A 22,794-nucleotide genomic window follows, 5' to 3' on the forward strand; every position below is an offset into this window, starting at 1 on the left:
GTCTATGCGCTTATCCAGCTGATTCGAGATCATGCATCCCGATTTGTCCGACCGCATGGCGGGCTGGGCCGTCTGCGACGGGATCGCGGCCTGGGGGATCACCGCAGCGGAGTCCTGTCGGCGCCGCCGGTGCGGCAGTAGCCTGGACGTTCCCGGTGGCCCTCCGTGTGGCGGAGCGGCGCCGGGAACTGTCATGAGGGAGGAAGATCCGGAGATGGCCCAGGACGAGGCCGCCGCGGCCGCGGCGCACGTGCTGCCGCGCTGCTATCGGCACGCCGACCAGGAGACCGGGGTCAGCTGCTCGCGCTGCGGCCGGCCGATCTGCCCGCAGTGCATGATCGACGCCGCGGTCGGCTTCCACTGCCCGGAGTGCGTGCGCGGCGCGACCGCGGCCCAGCCCCCCCGGGCGGCGACCACCCGGTTCGGCGGCCGGCTCACCGGCGACGGCGCGCTGGTCACCAAGATCCTGATCGGGATCAACCTGGTGGTCTTCCTGCTCGCCGGCTACCTGGACAAGCCGCTGGCCGACCAGTGGGACCTCTACAGCCAGGTCTGGCCGAACGGCGCGAGCGCCGGTGTGGCCGCCGGGCCCGACCAGTGGTACCGGCTGCTCACCGCGACCTTCCTGCACACCACGCCGCTGCACATCGGCTCCAACATGCTGGCGCTGTGGTGGATGGGGCCGACCCTGGAGCGGGTGCTGGGCCGGGTGCGCTACCTGGCGCTGTACCTGGTCTCGGGGCTGGCCGGCAGTGCGCTGGTCTACCTGGTCGCGGGGGAGCGGGTGGCCTCGCTGGGCGCCTCCGGCGCGATCTTCGGGGTGTTCGGCGCCACCGCCGTGCTCTACCGGGTGGCCCGCCAGCCGCTGGGGCCGGTGATCGCGCTGATCGTCTTCAACCTGGTGATCACCTTCTCGGTGCCGCAGATCGACTGGCGGGCGCACATCGGCGGGCTGGTCGCGGGCGTGCTGACCGGGATCGGGATGATGTACGCGCCGCGGGCGCGCCGGAACCTGGTGCAGGCCGGCACGGTGGTCGCGATGCTGGGCGTGGTGCTCGCGATGGTGCTGGTGGAGTCGGCGCGGCTCACCGGCTGAGCGCCGTCAGTGACCAAGGGGGCGCGCACCGCCGTGTTGCGCGCCCCTGTGAGCCGCATGACGTTGTCCACAGCACGCGGTGAACCGCGCACAGGCTGTGTATCGAACGCTGCCGAATGGCGCCGCAAAGGTCGGTCTACGCGTGTCCGTCAGCGAAGTCACCAGGCGCGGACGGGGTTTGGGCCATCCTCCCGCCAGCCTGGTCCGTGCGAGTTATCCACAGGTTGGGTCGACTTTTCCCCACTGTGGATAACCGTGTGGATAAGCGGCTCGTAGGACTGCGTCTGTGCAGCACGAGGAGCCGCCCCACCGGTGCGGCAGCACGGCGGGGCGGCGTCGGGGGTGTTTCAGTGGGCGGTTACTTCCACTGCGTGGAGACGCCGAAGCCCGCCGCGATGAAGCCGAAGCCGACCAGGATGTTCCAGTTGCCCCAGGCGTGCACCGGGTAGCTGCTGCTGGTCACGTAGTAGGTGACGATCCAGACCAGCCCGATCAGGAACAGCCCGAGCATCACGGGGGCCACCCAGCTGCGCCCGGTACTGAGCTTGACGGCAGTGGCCGTCGTCGGCGGGGTGTAGTCGGACTTCTTGCGGAGTCGAGACTTCGGCACGAGGAGCTCTCCTGTCGATGCGCTGTGAGACCGCGCAGGGTGCAGCGGGGCTGGGCGGGCGGCTGTGGACCGGGTCCGTACGGCTCGGGATCCGCACATGCCACCGGCGTCCGTTAGCGTAGTGGCTCGCCGGGTCGGAAGGAGATAAGGGTACGGTGCCTAATTCCTCGATTTCCGGGGATCCTCCCCCGCCACCGGCCTCCGTTCGACGCGACTCGCCCCGAATTGTCGGTCCTGTCCTGACCTGCGGCATCTTCGCCCTGGCCGGAATGCTCTTCTACGTCAGTGCGCACGCGGCCCACGGGATCGACCTGCGGACCGACGACTCGCTGCTGCGGCTCAGCGACGTCATACAGCAGCGCAGCAACCAGAACCAGCAGACCCAGTCCGACCTCTCCGAGCTGCAACAGCGCGCCGACCAGCTCGCCGGGCAGCAGGGCCGCAGCCCCGCCGACGCCGACCTGCTGGCCACTCTCCAGCAGCAGGCGGGCCTCACCCCGCTGCAGGGCCCCGGCCTGACCGTCACCCTGAACGACGCACCCCCGGACGCCACCGCCCGGATCCCCGGGGTGCCCGAGCCCGGTGTCAACGACCTGGTGATCCATCAGCAGGACATCCAGGCCGTGGTCAACGCGCTGTGGCGGGGCGGCGCCCAGGGCGTCCAGGTGATGGACCAGCGGCTGATCTCCACCAGCGCGGTGCGCTGCGTCGGCAACACGCTGCTGCTCCAGGGCCGGGTCTACTCGCCGCCGTACGTGATCCGGGCCGTCGGCCGGACCGCCGACCTGCACGCGGCCGTGGACGCCGACCCCTCGGTGCGCAACTACCTGCAGTACGTCACGGCCTACGGGCTGGGCTGGAAGGTGCAGGAGAACGGCGAGCTGAACCTGCCGGGCTACACGGGCAGCACCGACCTGCACGCCGCCACGGGGCAGTAGCCGCCCCGCCCCGGTCGGCCCCGCGCGGCCGGGGCAGCGGCGGGAAGATCGGCGACGGCAACCAATCCGCACAGCTTCGAGGTCTACTCTGGTGCCCACCATCCATCACCTAGGGAGCACCATGTACGGCTGGATCTGGCGCCACCTGCCGGGGAACTTCCTGGTGCGGGCCGTCATCTCGCTGCTGTTGATCCTCGGTGTGATCTATGTGCTCTTCCAGTACGTCTTCCCGTGGGCGGAACCGCTGCTCCCCTTCAACGACGTCACGGTGAACAACGGCGGCTGATCCGTCGCACCGTGCGCCACCGACCCCCGCCCGCCCGCACTCACCCGGAGACAGCACGCATGGCCTCGCCCGACACCGCACCGCGGATCCTCGTGGTGGACAACTACGACAGCTTCGTCTTCAACCTGGTCCAGTACCTCTACCAGCTGGGTGCGACCTGCGAGGTCGTCCGCAACGACGAGCTGACGGTCGATCGGGCGCGGCGCCGCGAGGGCGAGCTGGGCTACGACGGTGTGCTGCTCTCCCCCGGCCCCGGCGCGCCCGAGGAGGCCGGGGTCTGCATCGAGATGGTGCGGCACTGCGCGGCGATCGGGCTGCCGCTCTTCGGGGTCTGCCTGGGCCTGCAGTCGATCGCGGTGGCCTACGGCGCGGTGGTCGGGCGGGCACCCGAGCTGCTGCACGGCAAGACCTCGCTGGTCAGCCACGAGGACGGCGGGGTCTTCGCCGGCCTGCCCGCGCCGATGACCGCCACCCGCTACCACTCGCTGGCCGTCGAGCCCGCCACCGTGCCCGCCGAGCTGGTGGTCACCGCCCGCACCGACAGCGGTGTCATCATGGGCCTGCGGCACCGGGAACTGCCCGTCGAGGGCGTGCAGTTCCACCCCGAGTCGGTGCTCACCGAGGGAGGGCACCGGATGCTCGCCAACTGGCTGGCCGAGTGCGGAGACCCGGCGGCGATCGATCGTTCGGCCGGGCTCGCCCCGGTGATCGGTCGGGGCTGAGGCCGTGACGGCGGTGCGCCCGGAGGGGCGCCAGGACGCGTACCAGGGGTACGGCACGCCCGGCACCGGCGCCGGCCCGTACGGCGGCACGCCGGAGCCCGACGGCTGGGGCGTCTACGACCCGGCCCAGCCGCCCGGCCGGCCCACGGCCGAGCAGCCCGCCTACCCCTGGCTGGCCGACCAGACGCTGCAGCTGCGCACGATATCGGCCGCCCCCGCGGGTTCGGCCGAGGCCGAGCCCGCCGGTACCGGGCGGGCCGAGCGGCGCCGCGCCCAGGGCGCGATGTCGGTCCGGTCCGGCACCGGGCGCCGCCGGGCCAGCGGCCGGCGCGGTCCGGTGGTGCGCCCCAAGGAGCGCAAGCGGGTGCTGCTGGCCCGTGCGGTGGGCGAGCTGTTCATCACGCTCGGCCTGGTGATGCTGCTCTTCGTCGCCTACCAGCTGTGGTGGACCAACGTGCAGGCCGACGCCGACTCGAACGCCGCGCGCAGCAAGCTGGAACAGCAGTGGGCCGCGCCCGCCGCGCCCGCTCCCGCGCCGTCGCCCGGCGCGTCCAACACGCCCGCGCCCACCTTCGCGCCCGGCAAGGGCTTCGCGATCATCCACGTTCCCAAGATCGGTCTGGTCGACCCGATCGCGGAGGGCACCGACACCACGACGGTGCTGGACCACGGCCTGGTCGGCCACTACACCGGCACCGCGATGCCCTCGGACGCCAACGGCAACTTCGCCGTCGCCGGCCACCGCACCACGCACGGCCAGCCGTTCCGCAAGCTCGCCCAGCTCTCCCCCGGCGACAAGATCGTCGTGGAGACCCAGACCGACTACTACACCTACGAGGTCGAGGGCGGGATCCCGATGACCCCGCCGAGCAACGTGTCGGTGCTGCAGTCAATCCCCAAGGGTTCGCCGTTCACCCAACCGGGTCGCTACATCACCATGACCACCTGTACGCCGGAGTTCAGTGCCCAGGGACGGCTCATCGTCTTTGGCAAGATGGTGGACGACCGGCCGCGCAGCCAGGGGCTGCCGCCGGCGCTGCAGAGCGGCCAGTAGCGGACCGTCACGCGGGCGCCGCCGCCGGACGGACGAGCGGAGCCAGCGTGACGGACCTGTCGCACCAGCCGGTCGACGATGCCCCCGGGGCGGCTCCTGCGCGCCGCCGCCGCTCGCGGGTGGCGGTGGCGCTCGGGCTGCTCGGTGAGCTGCTGATCACGGCCGGCCTGGTGCTGGCGCTTTTCGTCGGCTACTCGCTCTGGTGGACCGATCTGCTGGCGGAGCGTCAGGCGCACCAGGCCGGCGACCGGCTGCGGCAGGACTGGTCGGTGCCCGCGGCCGGGGCGCCGAGCCCGGTGGTGCCCTACCAGGCCGGTGACGGGGTCGGCTTCCTGCACGTGCCCGCGCTCGGCAGCGACTACCAGGTGCTGATCAAGCTGGGCACCGGCCCCGAGGTGCTCAACGAGGGCGTGGCGGGGGTCTACCAGCAGCCGTACCGCGCGGCGATGCCCTGGGACCCGAGCGGCAACTTCGCGCTGGCCGCGCACCGGGACGGCCACGGCGCCAAGTTCCACGACCTGGACGCGCTGGACAAGGGCGACGCGGTGGTGGTGGAGACCCGCGACCGCTGGTACGTCTACCGGGTCGACGCCACCCTGCCGGAGACCAGCAAGTACGACGTCGGCGTCATCGCCCCGGTCCCCGAGGGCTCGGGCTACACCAAGCCGGGCCGCTACATCACGCTGACCACCTGCACGCCGGTCTACACCTCGCGCTACCGGATGGCGGTGTGGGGCAGCCTGGTGCGGGTGGACCAGGTGGATGCGAGCCGGACCCCGCCGCCGGAGCTGCGCGAGCGCGCCGGGCTGTGAGCAGCGCGAAGGGCCCTGGACGACCGCGTGTCGTCCAGGGCCCTTCGCACTGCTCACAGCCTCAGGTCAGGGCTTAGTTCCCCCCGTTGCCGCCCCCCGGTGGCGAGAAGGGGAAGCCGAAGGAGGGGAGGCCGCCACCGGTGGGACCCCCTTTGGTCGGCGTGGTGCTCGGCGTCGCGGGGGCCGCCATGGTGGTGAGCTGCACCGTCGAGTTCGGGTCGACCGGGGTGCCCGACTGCGGGTTGCTGCTGACCACGATGGCGTTGTCGTCCTGCGGGCCGGAGATCACGCTCGGGGTCAGGTGCAGCGCGCTCAGCGCCGCGAACGCGTCCTTGTAGGTCTTGCCGACCAGGATCGGCACGTTGACCTTCGCCGGCGCGGTGTAGATCGTCAGCGTGATCGGGGTGCTCTTGGAGGCCTTGGTGCCCGCCGACGGGTTCTGCACGGCGACCGTGCCGAGGGTCTGGCTCGTCGGGTCGGTGATCGGCTGGGTCTTCGAGGTGCTGTCGATCGTGGTGAAGCCCTGGCCCTGGAGGGCCGCGACGGCCGCCTGGGCGGGCTGGCCCACCACGCTCTGGATCGCGATCTTGCCCGGGCCCGAGGAGACGGTCAGGGTGATCGGGGTGTTCGGGTCGGCCTTGGTGCCGGCCGTCGGGTTCTGCGAGATCACCGAGTCCTGCGGGACGGTGTCGTCGTTGGCGTACTGGAGCGGCGCGACCGTGAAGCCCGCCGCGGTCAGTGCCTGGGAGGCGGCGTCCTTGGGCTGCCCGGTCACCGACGGGACGGGGCTCTGGCCCGGGCCGCTGGAGAGCTGGACGGTGATCTGGCCGTTGGCGGGCATCTGCCCGCCGGCCGCCGGGTTCTGCTGGCAGACCAGGTCCTTGGCGACGTTCCCGCACGGGATCGGGTCGCCCTGGGTGAGGGTCAGCTTGGCACTGGCGGTGTGCGCGGCCGTGGTGGCGTCGGCGATGCTCTTGCCGGTCAGGGTGGGCACGGTGATCTGGCTGGTGCCACCGCCGCTGTTGCTCTTGAACATGACCGAGGCCACGAAGAACGAGCCGACCAGGACGAACACCGCGGCGATGGCCAGGATGATCCAGGAGGCGTTGCTCTTCTTCGGCGGGTCCTCGCGCCGCCGGCTGCCGCGCGGACCGTCGTCGTACCCGTCGGGGCTGTACGCGGTCTCGTCGTAGCCGCTGCCGGGGCCGCCCTGCTGGCCCACCGGCGAGAGCATGGTGGTGGGCGCGGAGCCGGGGCCCTGCTGGGGCAGCAGGTTGGTCTGGCCGTAGGGGTCGTGCTGGGCGGGGTAGCCGTACTGGTCGTAGCCGTAGCCGCCCATGCCGTACGCGGCGGCCTGCTGGGCGGCGGCCACCGGGAGGCCGTCGAGGAAGCGCTCGATGTCGTCGCGCATCTCGTCGGCGCTCTGGTAGCGGTAGTCGCGCTCCTTGGCCAGCGCCTTGAGCACGATCGCGTCGACCTCGGGGCGCACCTCGGGGTCGTAGACCGAGGGCGGCTGGGCCTCCTCGCGCACGTGCTGGTAGGCCACCGCGACCGGCGAGTCGCCGACGAACGGCGGGCGCACGGTCAGCAGCTCGTAGAGCAGGCAGCCGGTCGAGTAGAGGTCGGAGCGCGCGTCGACCGTCTCGCCCTTGGCCTGCTCGGGGGAGAGGTACTGCGCGGTGCCGATCACCGCGGAGGTCTGGGTCATCGTCATCCCGGCGTCGCCCATGGCGCGCGCGATGCCGAAGTCCATCACCTTGACGTTGCCCTGCCGGGTCAGCATCACGTTGGCGGGCTTGATGTCGCGGTGCACGATGCCGGCCCGGTGCGAGTACTCCAGGGCCTGCAGGATGCCGATGGTCATCTCCAGCGCGCGCTCGGGCAGCAGCCGGCGCCCGGAGTGCAGCAGCTCGCGCAGGGTGGAGCCCTCGACGTACTCCATCACGATGTACGGGATGGAGATGCCGTCGATGTAGTCCTCGCCGGTGTCGTACACGGCGACGATCGCGGGGTGGTTCAGCGAGGCGGCGGACTGCGCCTCGCGGCGGAACCGGGCCTGGAACGACGGATCCCGGGCCATGTCGGCCCGGAGCGTCTTCACTGCGACGGATCGGCCGAGCCGGGTGTCATGGGCGAGGTAGACCTCGGCCATGCCACCGCGTCCTAGGACGCCGCCGAGCTCGTACCTGCCGCCGAGGCGACGAGGCTCTTCCATAGTTCCGGCCCTCTCCCTCACCGGCCGGTGAGGATATGACGTAGGTGTCCCCGCACATTGCTGTAGTGACGCTGCCCTTGCCACGGTGGTTCTGTGACATCGGTCGCGGATCCTGGCGGGCCCGTGACCGAGCTGCGGGCACACCCGCCGCTTGCGGATACGCTACCGGTCGCCGTAGCGACAACTCGACACGCCCGCCAGCTGAGACCAGACCGTAGCCGAGCACCTGCCCGACAGGGCAGGGCGATCCACGGCCCCGGGACTAGTGTCCGATCACCGCCTGCATCACGGACTTCGCGATCGGCGCGGCGATGCTGCCGCCGCTGATCTCGTCGCTCGTCGCGGCGCCGTCCTCGACCACCACGGCCACGGCGACCGGGATGTCGTTGCCGACCTTGGCGTACGAGACGAACCAGGCGAACGGCAGGCCCTTGGCGTCGGCGCCGTGCTGCGCGGTGCCGGTCTTGCCGCCGACCTCGACGCCGGGGATCTGGGCAAGCTTGCCGGTGCCGTTCTGCACCACGGCGACCATCATCTGCTGGAGCTTCTGGGCGGTGGCCGGGCTGACCGCCTGGTCCATCTCCTTGGGGGAGTGCTTGGAGAGCACGCTGCCGCCGCCCGACTTCTCCTGGTCCACCAGGTAGGGCTGCATCAGCTTGCCGTTGTCGGCCACCGCGGCGGCGACCATGGCCATCTGCAGCGGGGTGGCGGCGGTGTTGTGCTGGCCGATCGCGTCCATCGCGGTGCCGTCGGGGGTGGAGTCACTGGGGAAGGTGCTCGCCGCGGACCGGATCGGGGTGTCCACCGTGGCGTTGAACCCGAACTTGTTGGCCTGGGCGAGCAGCTTCTCCTCGCCGAGGTCGGCGCCGAGCTTGCCGTAGACGGTGTTGCAGGAGATCGCGAAGGCGTCGATCAGGGTGGCCTGCCCGCACGGCTCGCTGTCGCTGTCGTTGTGCAGCTCCCGGGTGGTGCCCGGCAGGATGTAGTGGTCCGGGGTGTCGGTCTGGTCGGTCGGGTTCTGGTACTTGCCGGTCTCGAACGCGGTGGCGGCAGTGACGATCTTGAAGGTCGACCCCGGCGGGTAGGTCTCCTTGAGCGCCCGGTCCAGCATCGGGTTGTCGGGGTCCTTGAGGAGGGCGGTGTAGGCGCTGCCGTCCGCGGTGCTGCTGCCGGCGATGGTGGCCGGGTCGTAGGACGGGGTGGAGACCAGGGCCAGGATCGCGCCGGTGCGCGGGTCGATGGCCACCGCGGCGCCCTTCTTGTTCCCGAGGCCCTGGAAGGCGGCCAGCTGGGCCTTGGGGTTGATCGTGGTGACCACGTCCCCGCCCTTCTTCTTGCCGCCGGTCAGCTCGTCCAGCGTGTCGTTGACGAAGAGCCGGTCGTCGGTGCCGCCGAGGACGGGGTCCTCCAGCGACTCGAGTCCGTTGCTGCCAAAGCGCTGCGAGTTGTAGCCGGTGATCGGGGCGTACAACGGGCCGTTGGTCCAGCCCATCTTGTACTTGTACATGGAGCCGGTGGTGGCGAGCGACTGCGTCATCGGCTGGCCGTCGGCGGTCAGCAGGTTGCCGCGCGGGTAGGAGTACTCGTTGTACTTGACCCGCTCGTTGTGCGAGTTGTCGGCGTAGGAGTCGGCGACCACCGCCTGGATCCAGTTGGCGCGCAGCAGCAGCGCGAAGACCAGGACCATGCAGAAGACGGAGACCCGTCGGATGGGCTTGTTCAAGAGACGCGGTCCCCTCCTCGTTGGCGTACGCGCGGCGTGCTCGGCGCCCGTAGGTGCGGCGGGAGTCATTCAACCGCACTAACCCTTACGCCCCGACCGCGCGGGTCGGTTCCGTGGGGGCGCCCGACGGCCGGTGGACGAGGCGATCGGACGGACCGTCAGGTGCGCGACCGGCCGGGCCGGGCCCCGGGTCGCGCACCTGCGGGCCTCGTCAGGAGCAGTTCCCGGCCAGCTTCTGCTCGTCCGCGGTGAGCGGCGGGGGCCCGGCCGGGGTGCTCGGCGCGGCCGGCGAGGGCGAAGTCTGCGCCGGGGTGCTCGGGGCGGGCTGGGTCTGCTGGCTCGGCGTGGCCGTGGGCGAGGGCGTCGCGGGCGAGGCGCCCACCTTGGGCGAGGCGTGGTACGAGGCGCTGGTCGCGGTGGTGGCCGGTGTGGTGGCCGGTGCCGTGGCGGGCTGCTTGAGCTTGTGGCAGACCGAGGCCTGGGCCTCGAAGTCCTTCGCCTGCTGGGTGGCGGCGTCCAGGCTGCTCGCCGAGACGGTGTTCTTGACCTGGGACTGCTGGTAGGCCGGCAGGTCCGCGAGCGAGGCGTCCGGGAAGTCCTGGTGCACCGAGGAGAGGTTCAGCCCGGCCAGGTTCTGGTTGACGCCCTGGTAGACGGCGACGTGGCCGTCGTGGTCGCCCACGTAGTACTGGCCCTGGGTCCACTGGTACCCCGCGTACGCGGCGCCGCCGACCAGGCCGATCGCCACCACGGTGATCGCCGAGCGGCGGAACCAGCGCCGCTTGCGCGGCTGCTCGGCGGGCGGGGTCTGGTACTCCTGGGCGCGGTAGCCCTCGGCGTCGTACTCGCCCTCCGGCGCGCCGAAGCCCTCGCCCGGGTGGCCGGCGGGGCTGTAGCCCTCGGGCGCCTGCGGGTAGCCGGCCTGGCCGTAGCCCTCGCCGTAGCCCTCCTGGTAGCCCTCGGCCGGGACCTCGCCGTAGCCCGTCGCGTCGCCGTAGCCCTCGCCGTAGCCCTGGGCCGGCCCGAAGCCGGGGGCGCCGCCGTAGCCGTCGGCCGGTCCGAAGGCGCCCTGCGGGGGCTGCTGCGGGCGGCCGAGACCGGCCGCGCGTCCGGCGGGGGTGTCGATGATCGCGTTGTCCAGCGCGGTGCCGTGCGGCCCCTCGGCCACCGCACCGACCACCACGGGGGCGGCGACGAACTGGCCGCTGAGGGTGTCGCTGGGGCCCACGTCGAGCACGTCGGCCACGATGCAGGTGATGTTGTCCGGGCCGCCGCCGCGCAGCGCGAGCTGGATCAGCTCCTGGATGGTCGGCTCGGGCGCGTAGAAGCTGCCCAGCGTCTCCTCGAGGGTCTGGTGGCTGACCGGACCCGACAGGCCGTCGGAGCAGATCAGGTAGCGGTCCCCGGCCCGGACCTCACGGATCGACAGGTCGGGCTCGACCTGGCCGCGCCCGTCCAGCGCGCGCATCAGCAGGGAGCGCTGCGGGTGGGTCTCGGCCTCCTCCGCGGTGATCCGGCCCTCGTCGACCAGGCGCTGCACCCAGGTGTGGTCCTGGGTGATCTGGGACAGCGTGCCGTCCCGCAGCAGGTAGGCGCGCGAGTCGCCGACGTGCACCAGGCCCATCCGCTCGCCGGTCCACAGCAGCGCGGTGAGCGTGCAGCCCATGCCCTCCAGCTGCGGGTCCTGCTCCACCATCAGGCGCAGCCGGTCGTTGGCGCCCTGGACGGCATCGTTCAGCAGGGTCAGCAGATCGGCGTTCGGGTCCGACTCGTCCAGCGCGATGATCGCGCTGAGCGCCTCGGAGGAGGCGACCTCACCGGCCGCCGCGCCACCCATCCCGTCTGCCACCGCGAGCAACCGGGGTCCGGCGTAGCCGGAGTCCTCGTTCCCCTCGCGGATCAGGCCTTTGTGGGAACCCGCGGCGAAACGCAGCACGAGGCTCATACGGTGCGTGCCCCCCTCTGGGCCTCGCGCAGGGCGCAGGCAGCCGTGGTGCTGCCGTCCCGGCTGGTCATGGACGGGGTGCTGTCCCTCATGCGCTACTACTTCCGCAGTTCGATGACGGTCCTGCCGATACGGATCGGCATTCCCACCTGCAGTGGCGTCGGCGTTGTCAACCGCTGCCGGTCAAGATAGGTGCCGTTGGTGGAGCCTAGATCCTCCACGGTCCACTGCCCAGTCTGATCGGGGTAGATCCTGGCATGGCGCGAGGAGGCGTAGTCGTCATCGAGCACGATGGTGGAGTCGTGGGCCCGCCCGAGCGTGATGACCTGGCCCTGCAGCGCGACCGTGGTGCCGGCCAGCGCGCCCTCCACCACCACCAGCTGGGTCGGTGCTCCGCGCCGGCCGCCCTGGGCCGCCTGCTGGCGGCCGCGGCCGTTCGACGGCTGGCCGCCCTGGGTGGCGTCGCGTCCGCCCGCCGGGCCGGGCTGCTGCTGGCGCACCGGGGTGCCGGCAGCGGCGGCCGCACCGGCCGCAGCGGCCCCGGCGGTGGACCCGCTGGAGGCGGACGCCGTCCTGGCCGCCCGCCGGCCGATCCTGGTGGTGGCCTTGGCGCCGAACAGGTCGCCGCGGATCACCTGCACCGCGACGATGACGAACAGCCACAGCACGGCCAGAAAACCCAGCCGTAGGACTGTCAGAGTCAGTTCGGACACCGGAGCTCGCCCTACCCTTCGACCTGTCGGTAGATGATCGTCGTGGAGCCCACGACAATCCGCGAGCCGTCGCGGAGCGTAGCGCGCTGAGTGTGCTGTCCGTCCACCACGATGCCGTTGGTGGAGCCGAGGTCGAGCACCATGGCCGGGTTTCCGGGCCGGATCTCGGCGTGCTTGCGCGAGACGCCCGGGTCGTCGATCCGCACGTCGGCCTCGGTGGAGCGGCCCAGCACACAGGCGTTGCCGGTGATCTGATGGCGGGTGCCGTTGACCTCGATCCAGCGCCGGGCGCCCGCGCCGGTGCCGGCCCCGGGGAAGGGCCGCACATTGCTCTGGGCCGCGCTGGGCGGCGCGGACGGCAGGGCGGGCGGAGCGCTCGGGGCGGGCGGCGCACCGGCGTACGTCGGCGCGCTGCTCTGCTGCCACGGTGCGCCGGGCTCCTCCGCCGGGCCGCGGCCGTACGCCGACGGCGCGGGGGCGGGCGGCTCGGGGGTCTCGCCGGCCAGCGTGCGGCTGCGCACCCGGTACAGGCCGGTGTCCAGGTCGTCGGCACGCTCCAGGTTCACCTGGAGCGGACCGAGGAAGCTGTAGCGCTGCGCCTCGGCGTACTCCAGCACCATGCCGGAGAGCTCCTGGCCGAGCTGGCCGGCATAGGGGCTCAGCCGCTCGTAGTCGTGCGGGCTGAGTTCGACGATGAAGTCATTGGGCACCACGGTGCGGTCGCGGTTCCAGATGGTGGCGTTGTTGTCGCACTCGCGCTGCAGCGCTCCCGCGATCTCCACGGGCTGGACCTCGGACTTGAACACCTTGGCGAAGGTGCCGTTCACGAGACCCTCGAGTCGCTGCTCGAACTTCTTCAGGACTCCCACTGGGCACCCCCTTCCACAGGGCTCTCGGCTTCCGGGCTCGGGCCGTGGGGGCCCGATTGCGGTACTTCCGTACTGATCGTATCCACGCCGCGGCCATCTGTACGGTTCCCCGGCCGCACGACAGCGGGGCGTGCGCTTGCGCACACCCTGTCTGCTCGGGTGGTCCTGGTGCAACGACAGGTACCCCCGGGCGGGGCCCCTCATCCCTGGCTCACCCGTTCGCCAGGCCGTTCGAGTGGCGGGTCCGGTGCAGGTGTGCAGGTCGGGGCCGGGGATGGATTCGTAGGTTCCCGCTGGACCGTGCTAATGTTTTCCACGTCGGAAGGGGCGCCCGAGAGGGAGCCGAAACCGGCCGAGTGAGAAGCGAAGCGGGTCCAAACCGGTTCGACCTCACCCGGACGATCGGTTAGCATCTACGACAACACCCATGCGCGGGTGGCGGAATAGGCAGACGCGCTGGATTCAGGTTCCAGTGCCCGAAAGGGCGTGGGGGTTCAACTCCCCCCTCGCGCACAGTGAGACAGGGTCTCACCGAGATGACGGAAGTCATCGAGGTGGGGCCCTTTCTCGTATGTCCGCCGGTCCGTCGTCCCGCCGGCCCTCGCACGGTGCGGCCCCGCCCGGCTCAGTCCTCGCCGAGTTCCTCGGCCTGCGCGTGCGGGAGGGTGATGCCGTGCTTGGCGGCCATCCTGAGCAGGCCGGCGATCCTGCCCTGATAGGCCTGGACGCCGTCGAGGTCGCCGTCGGCGCGGGCCCGGGCCAGTGCCTCGCGGGCCAGTGCCAGCTGCTCGCGCAGTTCCTCGTCGAATAGGCCGGTCACCCTCTCAGGATCGCCTCGCCCGGAGGAAAGCTCAACCGGGTCCGTGCTCCTTGGGCCGGTGCTTCTTGGGCCGGTGCTCGTCGGCCGGGGCTCCGGGGTGCCGCTGCCGGGCCCGGTCGCCGAGCCGGCCGCGCAGGTACTGGCCGACCGCGGTGGCGCCGGCGGTCAGGAAGACCAGGGTGTAGAGGATCTGCAGCATCACCACCACCCGGGCCGACTGGCCGAGCGGGGCGATGTCGCCGTAGCCGACGGTCGACATCGTGACCACGGTGAAGTAGAGGGCGTCGATCCGGGTGGACAGGCCCTTGAACTCGCCGGGGTCGCGGGCCAGCGACAGGTAGGCGGCGGCGAAGACCAGCAGGGCCACCAGGCTCAGCAGCGGGATGCCGAGGCCGGGCCGGCCGCGCCGGGAACCCACCATGAGCAACTGGATCTCGCGCAGCAGCAGCCCGGCCAGGGCGGTCAGCAGCAGGGCGAGGACCGTCCAGCTGAGCGCGGGGTGCTCGGGGCCGAAGGAGCCGAGCGGGATGGTGAAGAAGACGACCAGCAGCAGTGGCGCCCCGGCCGCCAGCAGCAGCCGGGGCCAGCGCGCGGCACGGGGCGGCGAGTCCATGAGGCCCAGCCTGGCGGGCCGGGCGGGGCGGGGCCCGGCCTGCTGGGCCGCCCGGGGGAGGCGGTGGGCGGCCCGCCGGTAGGTTGGTTCCATGGAGTCGAGCGCGTTCGTCCGGTCCGTGAACATCGGGTCGGCCACCTTGACCGGGTTCTCCGACGTGGGGAGCACCGGGATCGACAAGCGGCCGGTCAGCGGCCCGATCGAGGTGGTCGCACCGGTTTCGGGCAGCGCGCTGGCCGGTGACGCGATCTGCGACCTGCGCCACCACGGCGGCCCGGACCAGGCGGTCTACGCCTATGCCTGGGAGGACCTGCTCGGCTGGGCCCCGGAGCTGGGGCGCGAGATCGGGCCGGGAGTGTTCGGGGAGAACCTGACCACCGAGGGCCTCGAGGTGAACGGCGCGCTGATCGGCGAGCGCTGGCAGCTCGGTTCGAGCCTGGTGCTGCAGGTGACCGTGCCGCGGATCCCGTGTCGCACCTTCGCGGGGTGGCTGGGTGAACGGGGCTGGGTGAAGCGCTTCACCCAGCGGGCGCTGCCGGGCGCCTACCTGCGGGTGCTCACGCCGGGGGCCGTGCGGGCCGGCGACCCGGTGCGGGTGCTGCACCGGCCCGCGCACGGGGTGACCGTGGCCACCGTGTTCCGGGCGCTGACCCTGGAGCCGGAGCTGCTGCCGCTGCTGCTCGACGTGCCCGAGCTGCCCGAGGCCACCCGGGAGCGGGTGCGGCAGCGGACGGCGGCCCGAGGCGCTTGAGGCGCTTGAGCGCGCCGCCGGGGGTGCGGACGGGTCAGATGGTCAGCTCGCTCTCGATCCGGTGGACCCGGTGCCGGGCCATGGCCAGGTTGGCCCGGGCCCGGTCCAGCACCAGGTAGAGGAAGAGGCCCTGGCCGCCCGAGCCGGTGAGCGGGCGCACCAGGTGGTACTGGCGGGTCAGGGTGGTGAGGATGTCCTCCATGGTCTCGTTGGCCCGCCCCTGCAACTCGGCCGCGCGCAGGGTGGCGCGCACGACGTCGGTGCTGCCGGCCGCCGCGAGGGTCAGGTCGAGGTCGTTGGCGTGGCCCAGCGAGCCGAGCGTCATTCCGCTGCCGATGTCCACCAGGGCCGCCCCGAGGGCGCCTTCGATGGTCATGGCCTCCTTGAGCGCACTGTCGACACCGGCCATCGGGACTCCCAGGGATCGTTGGAGCAGGAGATCGTTCGGGTACTCCGGAGGTTAGGGATCCGGGCGGTTGCGGTCCGGCAGCCGGCCGGTATTGACCGGTATTTGCTGAAATCCTCGGGAACTGGCCTGCTGGCGTGGGCACTTATTGACAAGGGTTGATCGCGATCGGCTGGCGGCGCCGCCCCGGCCCTGCGGCGTACCCGCGACACTGGATCCTGAGCAGGCCGGTCGAAGGGAGTGCGCATGCGCGGGGTGCGGTGGCGGGTACAGCCGGGCGGGGCCCGGGCGGTGGTGCTGGTGCTGCACGGGGGACAGGTGGCCAGCACGGTGCCGGCCAGCCCCTGGCAGCCCGCGGCGGTGCGGATGCGCGGCTTCGTGGCGCCGCTGCTGCGGGCCACGGACGGGCAGCGGCCGGCGGTGGGGCTGGTGCGCTACCGCTACCGGGGCTGGAACGGTGAGCGCGCCGATCCGGCCGAGGACGTGGTGGCGGTGCTGGACGGGCTGGTGGCCGAGCTGGGACCGGTGCCGGTGGTGCTCCTCGGCCACTCGATGGGCGGCCGGGCGGCGCTGCGGTCCGCCGGGCACCGTGCGGTGACCGGTGTGCTGGCGCTCGCGCCCTGGTGCCCGCCCGAGGACCCCTGCGAGCAGTTGGCCGGCCGCACGCTGGTGACCCTGCACGGGGACCGCGACCGGGTGACGGATCCCGCCGCCACCGTGGACTTCGCGGCCCGGGCCCGCCAGGCCGGTGCGCGGGTGGCCGGGATCGAGGTGGCCGGGGGCGATCACGCGATGCTGCGCCGCTCGCGTGACTGGCACCTGGCGGCCGCCCGGCTGACCGCGGCCCTGCTCGGGGTCCGCCCGGCGCCGCCCGAGGTGGCGGCGGCTCTCGACCTGGTCGGCGCGGACCGGGACGGGCTGCGGATCCCGCTGCCGCACGGTCGGCGGCCGGTCAGTTCCGGCGCACCGAAGGCACGGTGAGCACCAGAGCGGTTGCGAGCAGCAGCCCCAGGGAGCCGAAGCCGAGCACCGTGGTGGCGCCGAAGAACCCGGCGGCGGGGCCGGCCGCGGCCAGGCCGATCGGGCCCAGTGCGAAGGCGCCCAGGGTGCCGTAGGCGGCGACCCTGGCCTGCGCCTCGGCCGGGATCAGCCGCTGCTGGGCGGTGGCGAACAGGGTGCCGGTGACCGCGCTGCTGACCCCCGCCACCAGCGCGCCCGCGCAGACCCAGGGCAGCGGGGCACCGAGCGCCAGGGCGCCCGCGGGCAGCGCCCAGCCGGCCGAGGCGAGGGTGGCCACCCGGACCGGGTGGGCGGGCCGGCGGCCCAGCAGGGCCAGCGAGGCGGCCACCGAGCCTGCGCCCTCGGCCGCCATGATCAGGCCCCAGGACCCCGCGCCGCCCATCCGCTGCCCGGCGGTGGCCGGGCCGAGCACCAGGAACGGCGCCCAGAGCAGGAAGTTGAACAGGCAGATGTGCACGCAGGTGACCCAGAGCCGGCTGCGCGAGCGGAACTCGGTCCAGCCCGCGCGCAGGTCGGCCAGGTAGGACGGCCCCGGCTCGCCGACCGGCAGGCGCACCGTCAGCCGGGCGAGCGACCAGAGGCTCGCGGCGAAGCCGGCCGCGTCCAGCGCCAGCACGCTGCCGGGGCCGGCGGCGGCGGTGAGCAGCCCGGCGAGGGCGGGGCCCGCCACGGCGGCGGTGGACCGGGCGCGGACGGCTCTCCTACCGCAGGGCCGCCGAGCTCTTCACGGTCGCCACCCGGGGCCTGGATCCGGCGGGTCGCGGCTGGACGCTGCGGCAGCTGCGGCCGGCCGGTGCCGCCCGGCGCGCCTCGCCGCAGCGGTAGGGCCAGGCGCCCGGACAGCAGAGGGCCGGCCCCGCCCGGAGGGCGGAGCCGGCCGAGGTACGCGGCGTCAGCCGTTCGTGCAGGTGTTCCCGAAGGCCGGGTTGAGCAGGCCGATCACGTCGATCGAGTTGCCGCAGAGGTTGATCGGGATGTTGACCGGAATCTGGATCACGTTGCCGGACAGGATGCCGGGCGAGCCGATCGCCGTGCCGACGGCAGTGGCGGAGTTGTCGGCCGACGCGGCACCGGCGCCGCCCAGCACCAGCGCACCGGTGGCGCAGGCGAGGGCGATCGCCCTGCGGAAGTCCTTCATGGGGGTGTCTCCATTCCTTGCCGGATAGAAGAGGGGCAGACGAGAGCACTTCCGATCAGCACTGACCGAGAGTGTCCCTCGGGCTACTCTTCGGCTTCGATTCCCCGCGGAACGGTGACGCTGTCGGAAAGTCACCCGTAGTCACCCGCACGGCGCAGAAACCGGCCTGATTACCGCACTCGTCCGGCCCTACCCGCGCCCGCTCCAGTCCCGCCCGCCGGGCAGCTCGGCGCGGACCAGGAAGCCGTGGTCGGTGGTCGGCCCCGCGGTCAGCCGACCGCCGAGCAGCTGGGCCCGCTCGCGCAGCCCGACCAGGCCGTGCCCGCCGCCGGGCAGTGCCGGGCCGCCGTCCGGGGGGCCGCCGGCGGGTCCGTTGCGCACCTCCACCAGCAGCTGGGCGCCCTCCTCGGTGACCGCGATCCGTACCGCGGCCCCCGGCGCGTGCTTGCGGATGTTGGTCAGCGCCTCCTGCACCGTCCGGTAGGCGGCGCGCTGCACGGCCTCGGGCCACTCCCGCTCGCCCGGGGCCAGCTCGACCTCGCCGCCGGGCAGGCCGCTGTCCTCGATCAGCCGCGGCAGGTCGGCCAGCCGGGGCTGCGGGGCGAGCGGCGGGCCGCTGGGCTCGGCGCCCTCCGGCAGGCCCGCGCCGCCGGCCGTGCGCAGCACCCCGACCATCTGCCGCAGCTCCTGCAGGGTGCGTACCGACAGTTCCCGGATGGTCTGCGCGGTGCGCTCGGCGTTCGGATCGGTGGTGGACACCTGCAGTCCGCCGGCCTGCACGCTGATCAGGCTCACCTGGTGCGAGACCACGTCGTGCATCTCGCGGGCCAGCCGGGCCCGCTCGGTGGCCAGCACCCGCTCGGCCAGCAGCCGGGCCTCGCGCCGCTGGCCGCGGGTGAGCTCGCTCAGCCGCAGCGTCAGCTCCCGCCGGGTGCGGGCCAGCATGCCCAGCGCCACCGGGGCGGTGCCCAGCAGCAGCGACTGCATCATGGCCAGCCCGTTGGTCTGGGTGAGCGCGATCGGATCGATCCCGGAGTTCTGCCCGGAGACCGACCAGGTGAAGTAGTCGGCCAGCGCGAAGGCGCTCGCGCAGAGCACCGGCACCAGCGGACGGCGGCGGGCGGCCGTCACCGAGTACAGCGCGGTGATCGGGGCCAGCCAGCTCTCGGTGAAGAAGGTGCCGGGCACCGCGAGCAGCATCGAGACCACGGGGTAGCGCAGCCGCAGCAGCAGGCCGAGCGCGGCCACGCAGTTGAGCGCGTTCTTCCACCAGACCGTGTCGCGGTCCAGCAGCCAGCTCTCCAGCAGGGCGTAGGCGACCGGGACGAGCAGCGCCAGGCGGTGCCGGGCGGTCGGCGAGAGTCTGCGCCAGAGGTCCTGGATCACTGCCCGGTCGGCCGTACGAGTCCGGCGCGGTGGGCGATCACGGCGGCCTGCACCCGGTTCGCGGCGCCCAGCTTGCTCAGGATCGCGCTGATGTGGTCCTTGACCGTCCCGGTGCCGAGGAAGAGCCGGTCGGCGATCTCCGCGTTGGCCAGGCCCTCGCCGAGCAGCGCCAGCACGTCCAGCTCGCGCCCGGTCAGCGAGCGGACCAGGGTCAGTGCCGCCGCGTCCGGGCCGCCGCCCTCCACGAAGCCGCCGATCACGGTGCGGGTCACCGCGGGCGAGAGCATGCTGCCGCCGGCCGCCAGGATCCGCACCGCGTGCACCAGCTGGTCGGGCGCGGTGTCCTTGAGCAGGAAGCCGGCCGCCCCGGCCCGCAGCGCGGTGCCGATGTACTCGTCGGTGTCGAAGGTGGTGAGCATCGAGACGGCCGGTGGCTCGGGCAGGGCCCGTAGCCGGCGCAGCACCGAGATGCCGTCCAGGTCGGGCATCCGGACGTCGAGCAGCACCACATGCGGCCTCAGCCGCCGCACCTGCTCCTCGGCCTCGCCGCCCGAACAGCCGCCGACCAGCTCCAGGTCTGGGGCCGATCCGACGATCAGCCCCAGGCCCGAGCGGACCAGCAGCTCGTCGTCCACGATCAGCACGCGGATCGCCGTCACGATCCCTCCTTAGCTTCTTGCTCGGAGACGAGCCTAGGACGTCGAACGGTTCTCACCCCCGCCGATCGGCGGGGTGGGAATCGGCTGCCCGGTTCACGCGGATCTCCGCCGGGCTGCGCCACGATGGATGACACTCCACCAGCAGTGCGGATGCGCCGCCGGATCCGATCGTTTGGAATTGAGCTGTGTCGACCACCACCAAGCAGCCTTCGCCGGCTGCCCCGGCCGCGCCCCGCACCGGTCCGCTGTCCCGGCTGCGGCCCATCGCCGCCACCGGCACGGTCTGGTACCTGCGGCTGATCGCGCTGGTCAACGTGCTCGCGGTGGTGGTCACCCCGTTCCGCAACTCGGTGCGCCACCACAGTGAGGGTCAGTACTTCACGCCCTACCTGATGACCGAGGGCCTGGCCAGCGCGGTGCTCTCGATCTTCCTCGCGGTGGCGATGCGCCGGCGCAAGCGGGCCGCCTGGATCTTCAACTTCGGCCTGGGCGGGCTGACCTTCCTGGCGTACCTGCTGGCGCTGGTCTTCCCCGGCAGCGACCACTTCAACAAGCACGGATTCAACTACTTCTCCACCGTGCTGACCGGACTCTTCATGCTCTTCCTGGTGGTCGGGCGCAAGGAGTTCACCTCCAAGGGCGACCGCTCCAACCCGCTGACGGCGGTGGCCACCTTCATCGGCGGGCTGGCCCTGGGCGGCGTGGTCGGCGCACTGCTGGTCAACATGAACAACCGCCTGTCGGGCGCGAGCTTCTGGGACGAGTTCCGCTACGCGGTGGGCCGGATGGTCACCGTCACCCCCACCGACAAGCTGCTGGACGTGATCGACGTCCCCAACTGGCTGAACGCCTTCATCAACGCGATGGGCGCGGTGCTCTTCCTGCTGGTGCTCTACGTCGCCTTCCGCAGCCCGCGCGGCACGGAGCTGCTCACCCCCGAGGACGAGGCGAAGCTGCGCGCGCTGCTGGACAAGCAGGGCGAGCGGGACTCGCTGGGCTACTTCGCGCTGCGCCGGGACAAGGCGGTGATGTTCTCGCCGACCGGCAAGGCGGCGGTCACCTACCGGGTGGTCGGCGGGGTCTCGTTGGCCTCCGGCGACCCGATCGGCGACCCGGAGGCCTGGCCGGGCGCCATCGACGCCTGGCTGGCCGAGGCCCGCGAGCACGCCTGGGCGCCGGCCGTGATGGGCGCCTCCGAGGAGGCCGGGGTGATCTACGCCCGGCACGGGCTGGACGCCCTGGAGCTGGGGGACGAGGCGATCGTCGAGCTGGACGAGTTCTCGCTGGACGGCCGGGCGATGAGGGGCGTCCGGCAGGCCTACAACCGGGTCAAGCGGGCCGGCTACACGGTGCGCATCCGCCGGCACGAGGAGATCCCCGAGGCGGAGATGGTCGACCTGCTGAACAAGGCCGACCTGTGGCGCGACGGGCAGACCGAGCGCGGCTTCTCGATGGCGCTGGGCCGGCTCGGCGACCCGGCCGACGGGCGCTGCGTGATGCTGGAGTGCCACGACGTGGAGGGCGAGCTGCGGGCGGTGCTCAGCTTCGTGCCGTGGGGGCCGGGCGGCCTGTCGCTGGACCTGATGCGCCGCGACCGGGACACCGAGAACGGCCTGATCGAGTTCATGGTGATCGAACTTCTGGAGAAGGGGGCGGCGGAGCAGAACCTGAAGCGGGTCTCGCTGAACTTCGCGATGTTCCGCTCGGTCTTCGAGCGCGGCTCGCGGCTGGGCGCGGGGCCGGTGCTGCGCCTGTGGCGCGCGGTGCTGGGCTTCTTCTCCCGGTGGTGGCAGATCGAGTCGCTGTACCGGGCCAACGCCAAGTACCGGCCGATCTGGGAACCGCGTTACCTGCTCTTCGAGAAGAGCAGCGAGATTCCCCGGATCGGCATCGCCAGCGCCCGGGCCGAGGGCTTCATCACCGCACCGAGCCTCCCCTCGCTCTTCCGTCGTCGGCACACCCGCTCCGCCCTGCCGGGCGCGACCGCGGCGCTGCCCACGGCGGAAGGCGACGGGAAGGGGTAGCCCTCCGCCGGGGGGCGGAGGGGACCCGCAGTGCCGACCCCTGATAACCGGACGACCACACCCTGAGATCGACACGTGCGATATCCCACTTGAGGATGAGTGGAATATGGGTATGGGGGCCGAGTCGGACGATGTTGAATCTGCATAGGCTGGAGCTGTACCCGGGCGGGTGAACCTCTTCCAGGCCGGATATATCTACGAGAGAGAAACGGACGAGAGAGGCAGTCGTGGACCAGAGGACCCACACGGGGGACGAGCGACGAGGGTGGTCGGAGCAGTTGCGCCGGGCCGTCGTCGCCGAGTGGGGAACATTGTTCGGCACCATCCGGGATCATGTGGCGCGCAAGCGATTCGCGTCCATTCCGCTGGCGGTCGGTGCGACGTTCCTGATCCTCCTGTTCAGCATTGTCCAGCACCTGCCCGGTGGCGAGGCGTTCGTCACCCGGATCGGGGTGGTCAAGGCCGGGCTGCCGCTCGACGTCTCGCTGCTGCGCACCCCGCTCTCGCTCTACGTGCCCGCGCTGGACCTGCCGGTCTGGGGGGCGCTCGCGCAGGTCCTGCTGGTCTTCGGGATCGCCGAGATCGTGCTCGGCCGCAAGGCCACCCTGTTCATCGCCTACGCCTGCACCCTGGCCGGCACGCTCTACGCGCGGATCGGGGTGCAGATCGGCCCGGACCACCTGTTCGGCTTCGCCGGCAAGGTGGCGTACATGCGGGACACCGGGCCGTCGGCGGCCGTGGTGGCGCTGGCGATCTGCGTCGCCTGGAAGACCCGTGCCTGGTTCACCGGGGCCCTGGTGGCGGCGACCATGGTCGGCGAGGCCGTGGTGCTGCCCAACCTGGCCGGTCTGGAGCACGTGGTGGCGATCATCACCGCGGTGCTGATCGCGGCCACCGGCGAGGTCTTCGGCAGCTACTGGCCGCGGGTGCTCAACGGGGTCGGGGCGGCCACCCTGGTCAGCGCCGAGCGCCGGCGCACCGCCTGACCGGCTGA

23 protein-coding genes and 1 tRNA gene are annotated in these 22,794 nt (G+C 72.3%); 11 read left to right on the top strand and 13 right to left on the bottom strand.

Features of this window, described 5'->3' with window-relative positions; all coding sequences use genetic code 11:
- The first annotated feature begins 193 nt into the window (after positions 1-193).
- Entirely contained in the window at positions 194-1,096 is a 903-nt protein-coding gene (locus OG294_RS20795; RefSeq protein WP_327068010.1) for a rhomboid family intramembrane serine protease, read from the top strand.
- Between the two features lie 358 nt (positions 1,097-1,454).
- Here OG294_RS20795 and crgA read toward each other — a convergent pair whose 3' ends face one another.
- Positions 1,455-1,706, bottom strand: a complete 252-nt coding sequence (crgA, locus tag OG294_RS20800) for a cell division protein CrgA (protein ID WP_327068011.1) — start codon at positions 1,704-1,706, stop codon at positions 1,455-1,457.
- A gap of 269 nt (positions 1,707-1,975) precedes the next feature.
- Between crgA and OG294_RS20805 the strand changes: the two genes are divergently transcribed.
- The 5 genes from OG294_RS20805 to OG294_RS20825 all read left to right on the top strand — a co-directional run bounded on the left by OG294_RS20805 (position 1,976) and on the right by OG294_RS20825 (position 5,518).
- The gene (locus OG294_RS20805; protein WP_327068012.1) at positions 1,976-2,644 is read left to right on the top strand and encodes a DUF881 domain-containing protein; all 669 of its coding nucleotides are present in this window, start codon (positions 1,976-1,978) and stop codon (positions 2,642-2,644) included.
- A 91-nt stretch (positions 2,645-2,735) separates the two neighbouring features.
- Positions 2,736-2,930 carry a hypothetical protein gene (locus tag OG294_RS20810; protein ID WP_327071821.1) on the top strand — a complete coding sequence of 65 codons (195 nt, stop codon included), beginning with the start codon at positions 2,736-2,738 and terminating at the stop codon, positions 2,928-2,930.
- 59 nt (positions 2,931-2,989) lie between these two features.
- Entirely contained in the window at positions 2,990-3,652 is a 663-nt protein-coding gene (locus OG294_RS20815; protein ID WP_327068013.1) for an aminodeoxychorismate/anthranilate synthase component II, read from the top strand.
- 4 nt (positions 3,653-3,656) lie between these two features.
- Positions 3,657-4,706 (top strand): class E sortase, encoded by a 1,050-nt coding sequence (locus OG294_RS20820; RefSeq protein WP_327068014.1) that lies wholly within the window; start codon positions 3,657-3,659, stop codon positions 4,704-4,706.
- A gap of 47 nt (positions 4,707-4,753) precedes the next feature.
- Positions 4,754-5,518 carry a class E sortase gene (locus OG294_RS20825; RefSeq protein ID WP_442789188.1) on the top strand — a complete coding sequence of 255 codons (765 nt, stop codon included), beginning with the start codon at positions 4,754-4,756 and terminating at the stop codon, positions 5,516-5,518.
- A gap of 73 nt (positions 5,519-5,591) precedes the next feature.
- On the opposite strand, the gene pknB is transcribed toward OG294_RS20825, so the two are convergent.
- The 5 genes from pknB to OG294_RS20850 all read right to left on the bottom strand — a co-directional run bounded on the left by pknB (position 5,592) and on the right by OG294_RS20850 (position 12,983).
- Positions 5,592-7,733 carry a Stk1 family PASTA domain-containing Ser/Thr kinase gene (gene pknB / locus OG294_RS20830; RefSeq protein WP_327068015.1) on the bottom strand — a complete coding sequence of 714 codons (2,142 nt, stop codon included), beginning with the start codon at positions 7,731-7,733 and terminating at the stop codon, positions 5,592-5,594.
- 262 nt (positions 7,734-7,995) lie between these two features.
- Entirely contained in the window at positions 7,996-9,456 is a 1,461-nt protein-coding gene (locus OG294_RS20835; protein ID WP_327068016.1) for a peptidoglycan D,D-transpeptidase FtsI family protein, read from the bottom strand.
- Between the two features lie 211 nt (positions 9,457-9,667).
- On the bottom strand, positions 9,668-11,401 hold the full coding sequence (locus OG294_RS20840) for a protein phosphatase 2C domain-containing protein (protein ID WP_327068017.1): 1,734 nt from the start codon (positions 11,399-11,401) through the stop codon (positions 9,668-9,670).
- Between the two features lie 98 nt (positions 11,402-11,499).
- Positions 11,500-12,114 carry an FHA domain-containing protein FhaB/FipA gene (locus OG294_RS20845; RefSeq protein ID WP_327068018.1) on the bottom strand — a complete coding sequence of 205 codons (615 nt, stop codon included), beginning with the start codon at positions 12,112-12,114 and terminating at the stop codon, positions 11,500-11,502.
- 11 nt (positions 12,115-12,125) lie between these two features.
- Entirely contained in the window at positions 12,126-12,983 is an 858-nt protein-coding gene (locus OG294_RS20850; RefSeq protein WP_327068019.1) for a DUF3662 and FHA domain-containing protein, read from the bottom strand.
- Between the two features lie 429 nt (positions 12,984-13,412).
- Here OG294_RS20850 and OG294_RS20855 point away from each other — a divergent pair.
- Positions 13,413-13,496, top strand: a tRNA-Leu gene (locus OG294_RS20855).
- A 112-nt stretch (positions 13,497-13,608) separates the two neighbouring features.
- Here OG294_RS20855 and OG294_RS20860 read toward each other — a convergent pair.
- Together OG294_RS20860 and OG294_RS20865 are read right to left on the bottom strand one after the other, a co-directional pair.
- The gene (locus tag OG294_RS20860; protein ID WP_327068020.1) at positions 13,609-13,803 is read right to left on the bottom strand and encodes a hypothetical protein; all 195 of its coding nucleotides are present in this window, start codon (positions 13,801-13,803) and stop codon (positions 13,609-13,611) included.
- 31 nt (positions 13,804-13,834) lie between these two features.
- Positions 13,835-14,509 carry a potassium channel family protein gene (locus tag OG294_RS20865; protein ID WP_327068021.1) on the bottom strand — a complete coding sequence of 225 codons (675 nt, stop codon included), beginning with the start codon at positions 14,507-14,509 and terminating at the stop codon, positions 13,835-13,837.
- On the opposite strand from OG294_RS20865, the gene OG294_RS20870 reads away from it, so the two are divergent.
- A complete protein-coding gene (locus tag OG294_RS20870; protein ID WP_327068022.1) occupies positions 14,508-15,167 on the top strand; it encodes an MOSC domain-containing protein in 660 nt (219 codons plus the stop codon). The genes OG294_RS20865 and OG294_RS20870 overlap by 2 nt on opposite strands.
- A gap of 34 nt (positions 15,168-15,201) precedes the next feature.
- On the opposite strand, the gene OG294_RS20875 is transcribed toward OG294_RS20870, so the two are convergent.
- Positions 15,202-15,576 (bottom strand): hypothetical protein, encoded by a 375-nt coding sequence (locus tag OG294_RS20875; protein WP_327068023.1) that lies wholly within the window; start codon positions 15,574-15,576, stop codon positions 15,202-15,204.
- Positions 15,577-15,819: 243 nt separating this feature from the next.
- Here OG294_RS20875 and OG294_RS20880 point away from each other — a divergent pair, with 243 nt between their 5' ends.
- Positions 15,820-16,554, top strand: coding sequence for an alpha/beta hydrolase (locus OG294_RS20880; protein ID WP_327068024.1), 735 nt, complete (start codon positions 15,820-15,822; stop codon positions 16,552-16,554).
- Here OG294_RS20880 and OG294_RS20885 read toward each other — a convergent pair.
- The 4 genes from OG294_RS20885 to OG294_RS20900 all read right to left on the bottom strand — a co-directional run bounded on the left by OG294_RS20885 (position 16,526) and on the right by OG294_RS20900 (position 19,776).
- Complete coding sequence (locus OG294_RS20885; RefSeq protein ID WP_327068025.1) at positions 16,526-17,263, bottom strand: hypothetical protein; 738 nt, start codon at positions 17,261-17,263, stop codon at positions 16,526-16,528. The two genes, OG294_RS20880 and OG294_RS20885, sit on opposite strands and share 29 nt — an antisense overlap.
- A 222-nt stretch (positions 17,264-17,485) precedes the next feature.
- On the bottom strand, positions 17,486-17,731 hold the full coding sequence (locus OG294_RS20890; protein WP_327068026.1) for a chaplin: 246 nt from the start codon (positions 17,729-17,731) through the stop codon (positions 17,486-17,488).
- Between the two features lie 189 nt (positions 17,732-17,920).
- Positions 17,921-19,117, bottom strand: a complete 1,197-nt coding sequence (locus OG294_RS20895) for a sensor histidine kinase (protein WP_327068027.1) — start codon at positions 19,115-19,117, stop codon at positions 17,921-17,923.
- Positions 19,114-19,776 carry a response regulator transcription factor gene (locus tag OG294_RS20900; protein ID WP_327068028.1) on the bottom strand — a complete coding sequence of 221 codons (663 nt, stop codon included), beginning with the start codon at positions 19,774-19,776 and terminating at the stop codon, positions 19,114-19,116. The genes OG294_RS20895 and OG294_RS20900 overlap by 4 nt, the downstream gene beginning before the upstream one ends.
- A gap of 185 nt (positions 19,777-19,961) precedes the next feature.
- On the opposite strand from OG294_RS20900, the gene OG294_RS20905 reads away from it, so the two are divergent.
- Complete coding sequence (locus OG294_RS20905; RefSeq protein WP_442789189.1) at positions 19,962-21,800, top strand: phosphatidylglycerol lysyltransferase domain-containing protein; 1,839 nt, start codon at positions 19,962-19,964, stop codon at positions 21,798-21,800.
- Between the two features lie 335 nt (positions 21,801-22,135).
- Positions 22,136-22,786 carry a hypothetical protein gene (locus OG294_RS20910; RefSeq protein ID WP_327068030.1) on the top strand — a complete coding sequence of 217 codons (651 nt, stop codon included), beginning with the start codon at positions 22,136-22,138 and terminating at the stop codon, positions 22,784-22,786.
- Positions 22,787-22,794 lie beyond the last annotated feature (8 nt).

The sequence above is a fragment of the Kitasatospora sp. NBC_01302 genome (assembly GCF_035976515.1).
GTDB lineage: Bacteria > Actinomycetota > Actinomycetes > Streptomycetales > Streptomycetaceae > Kitasatospora.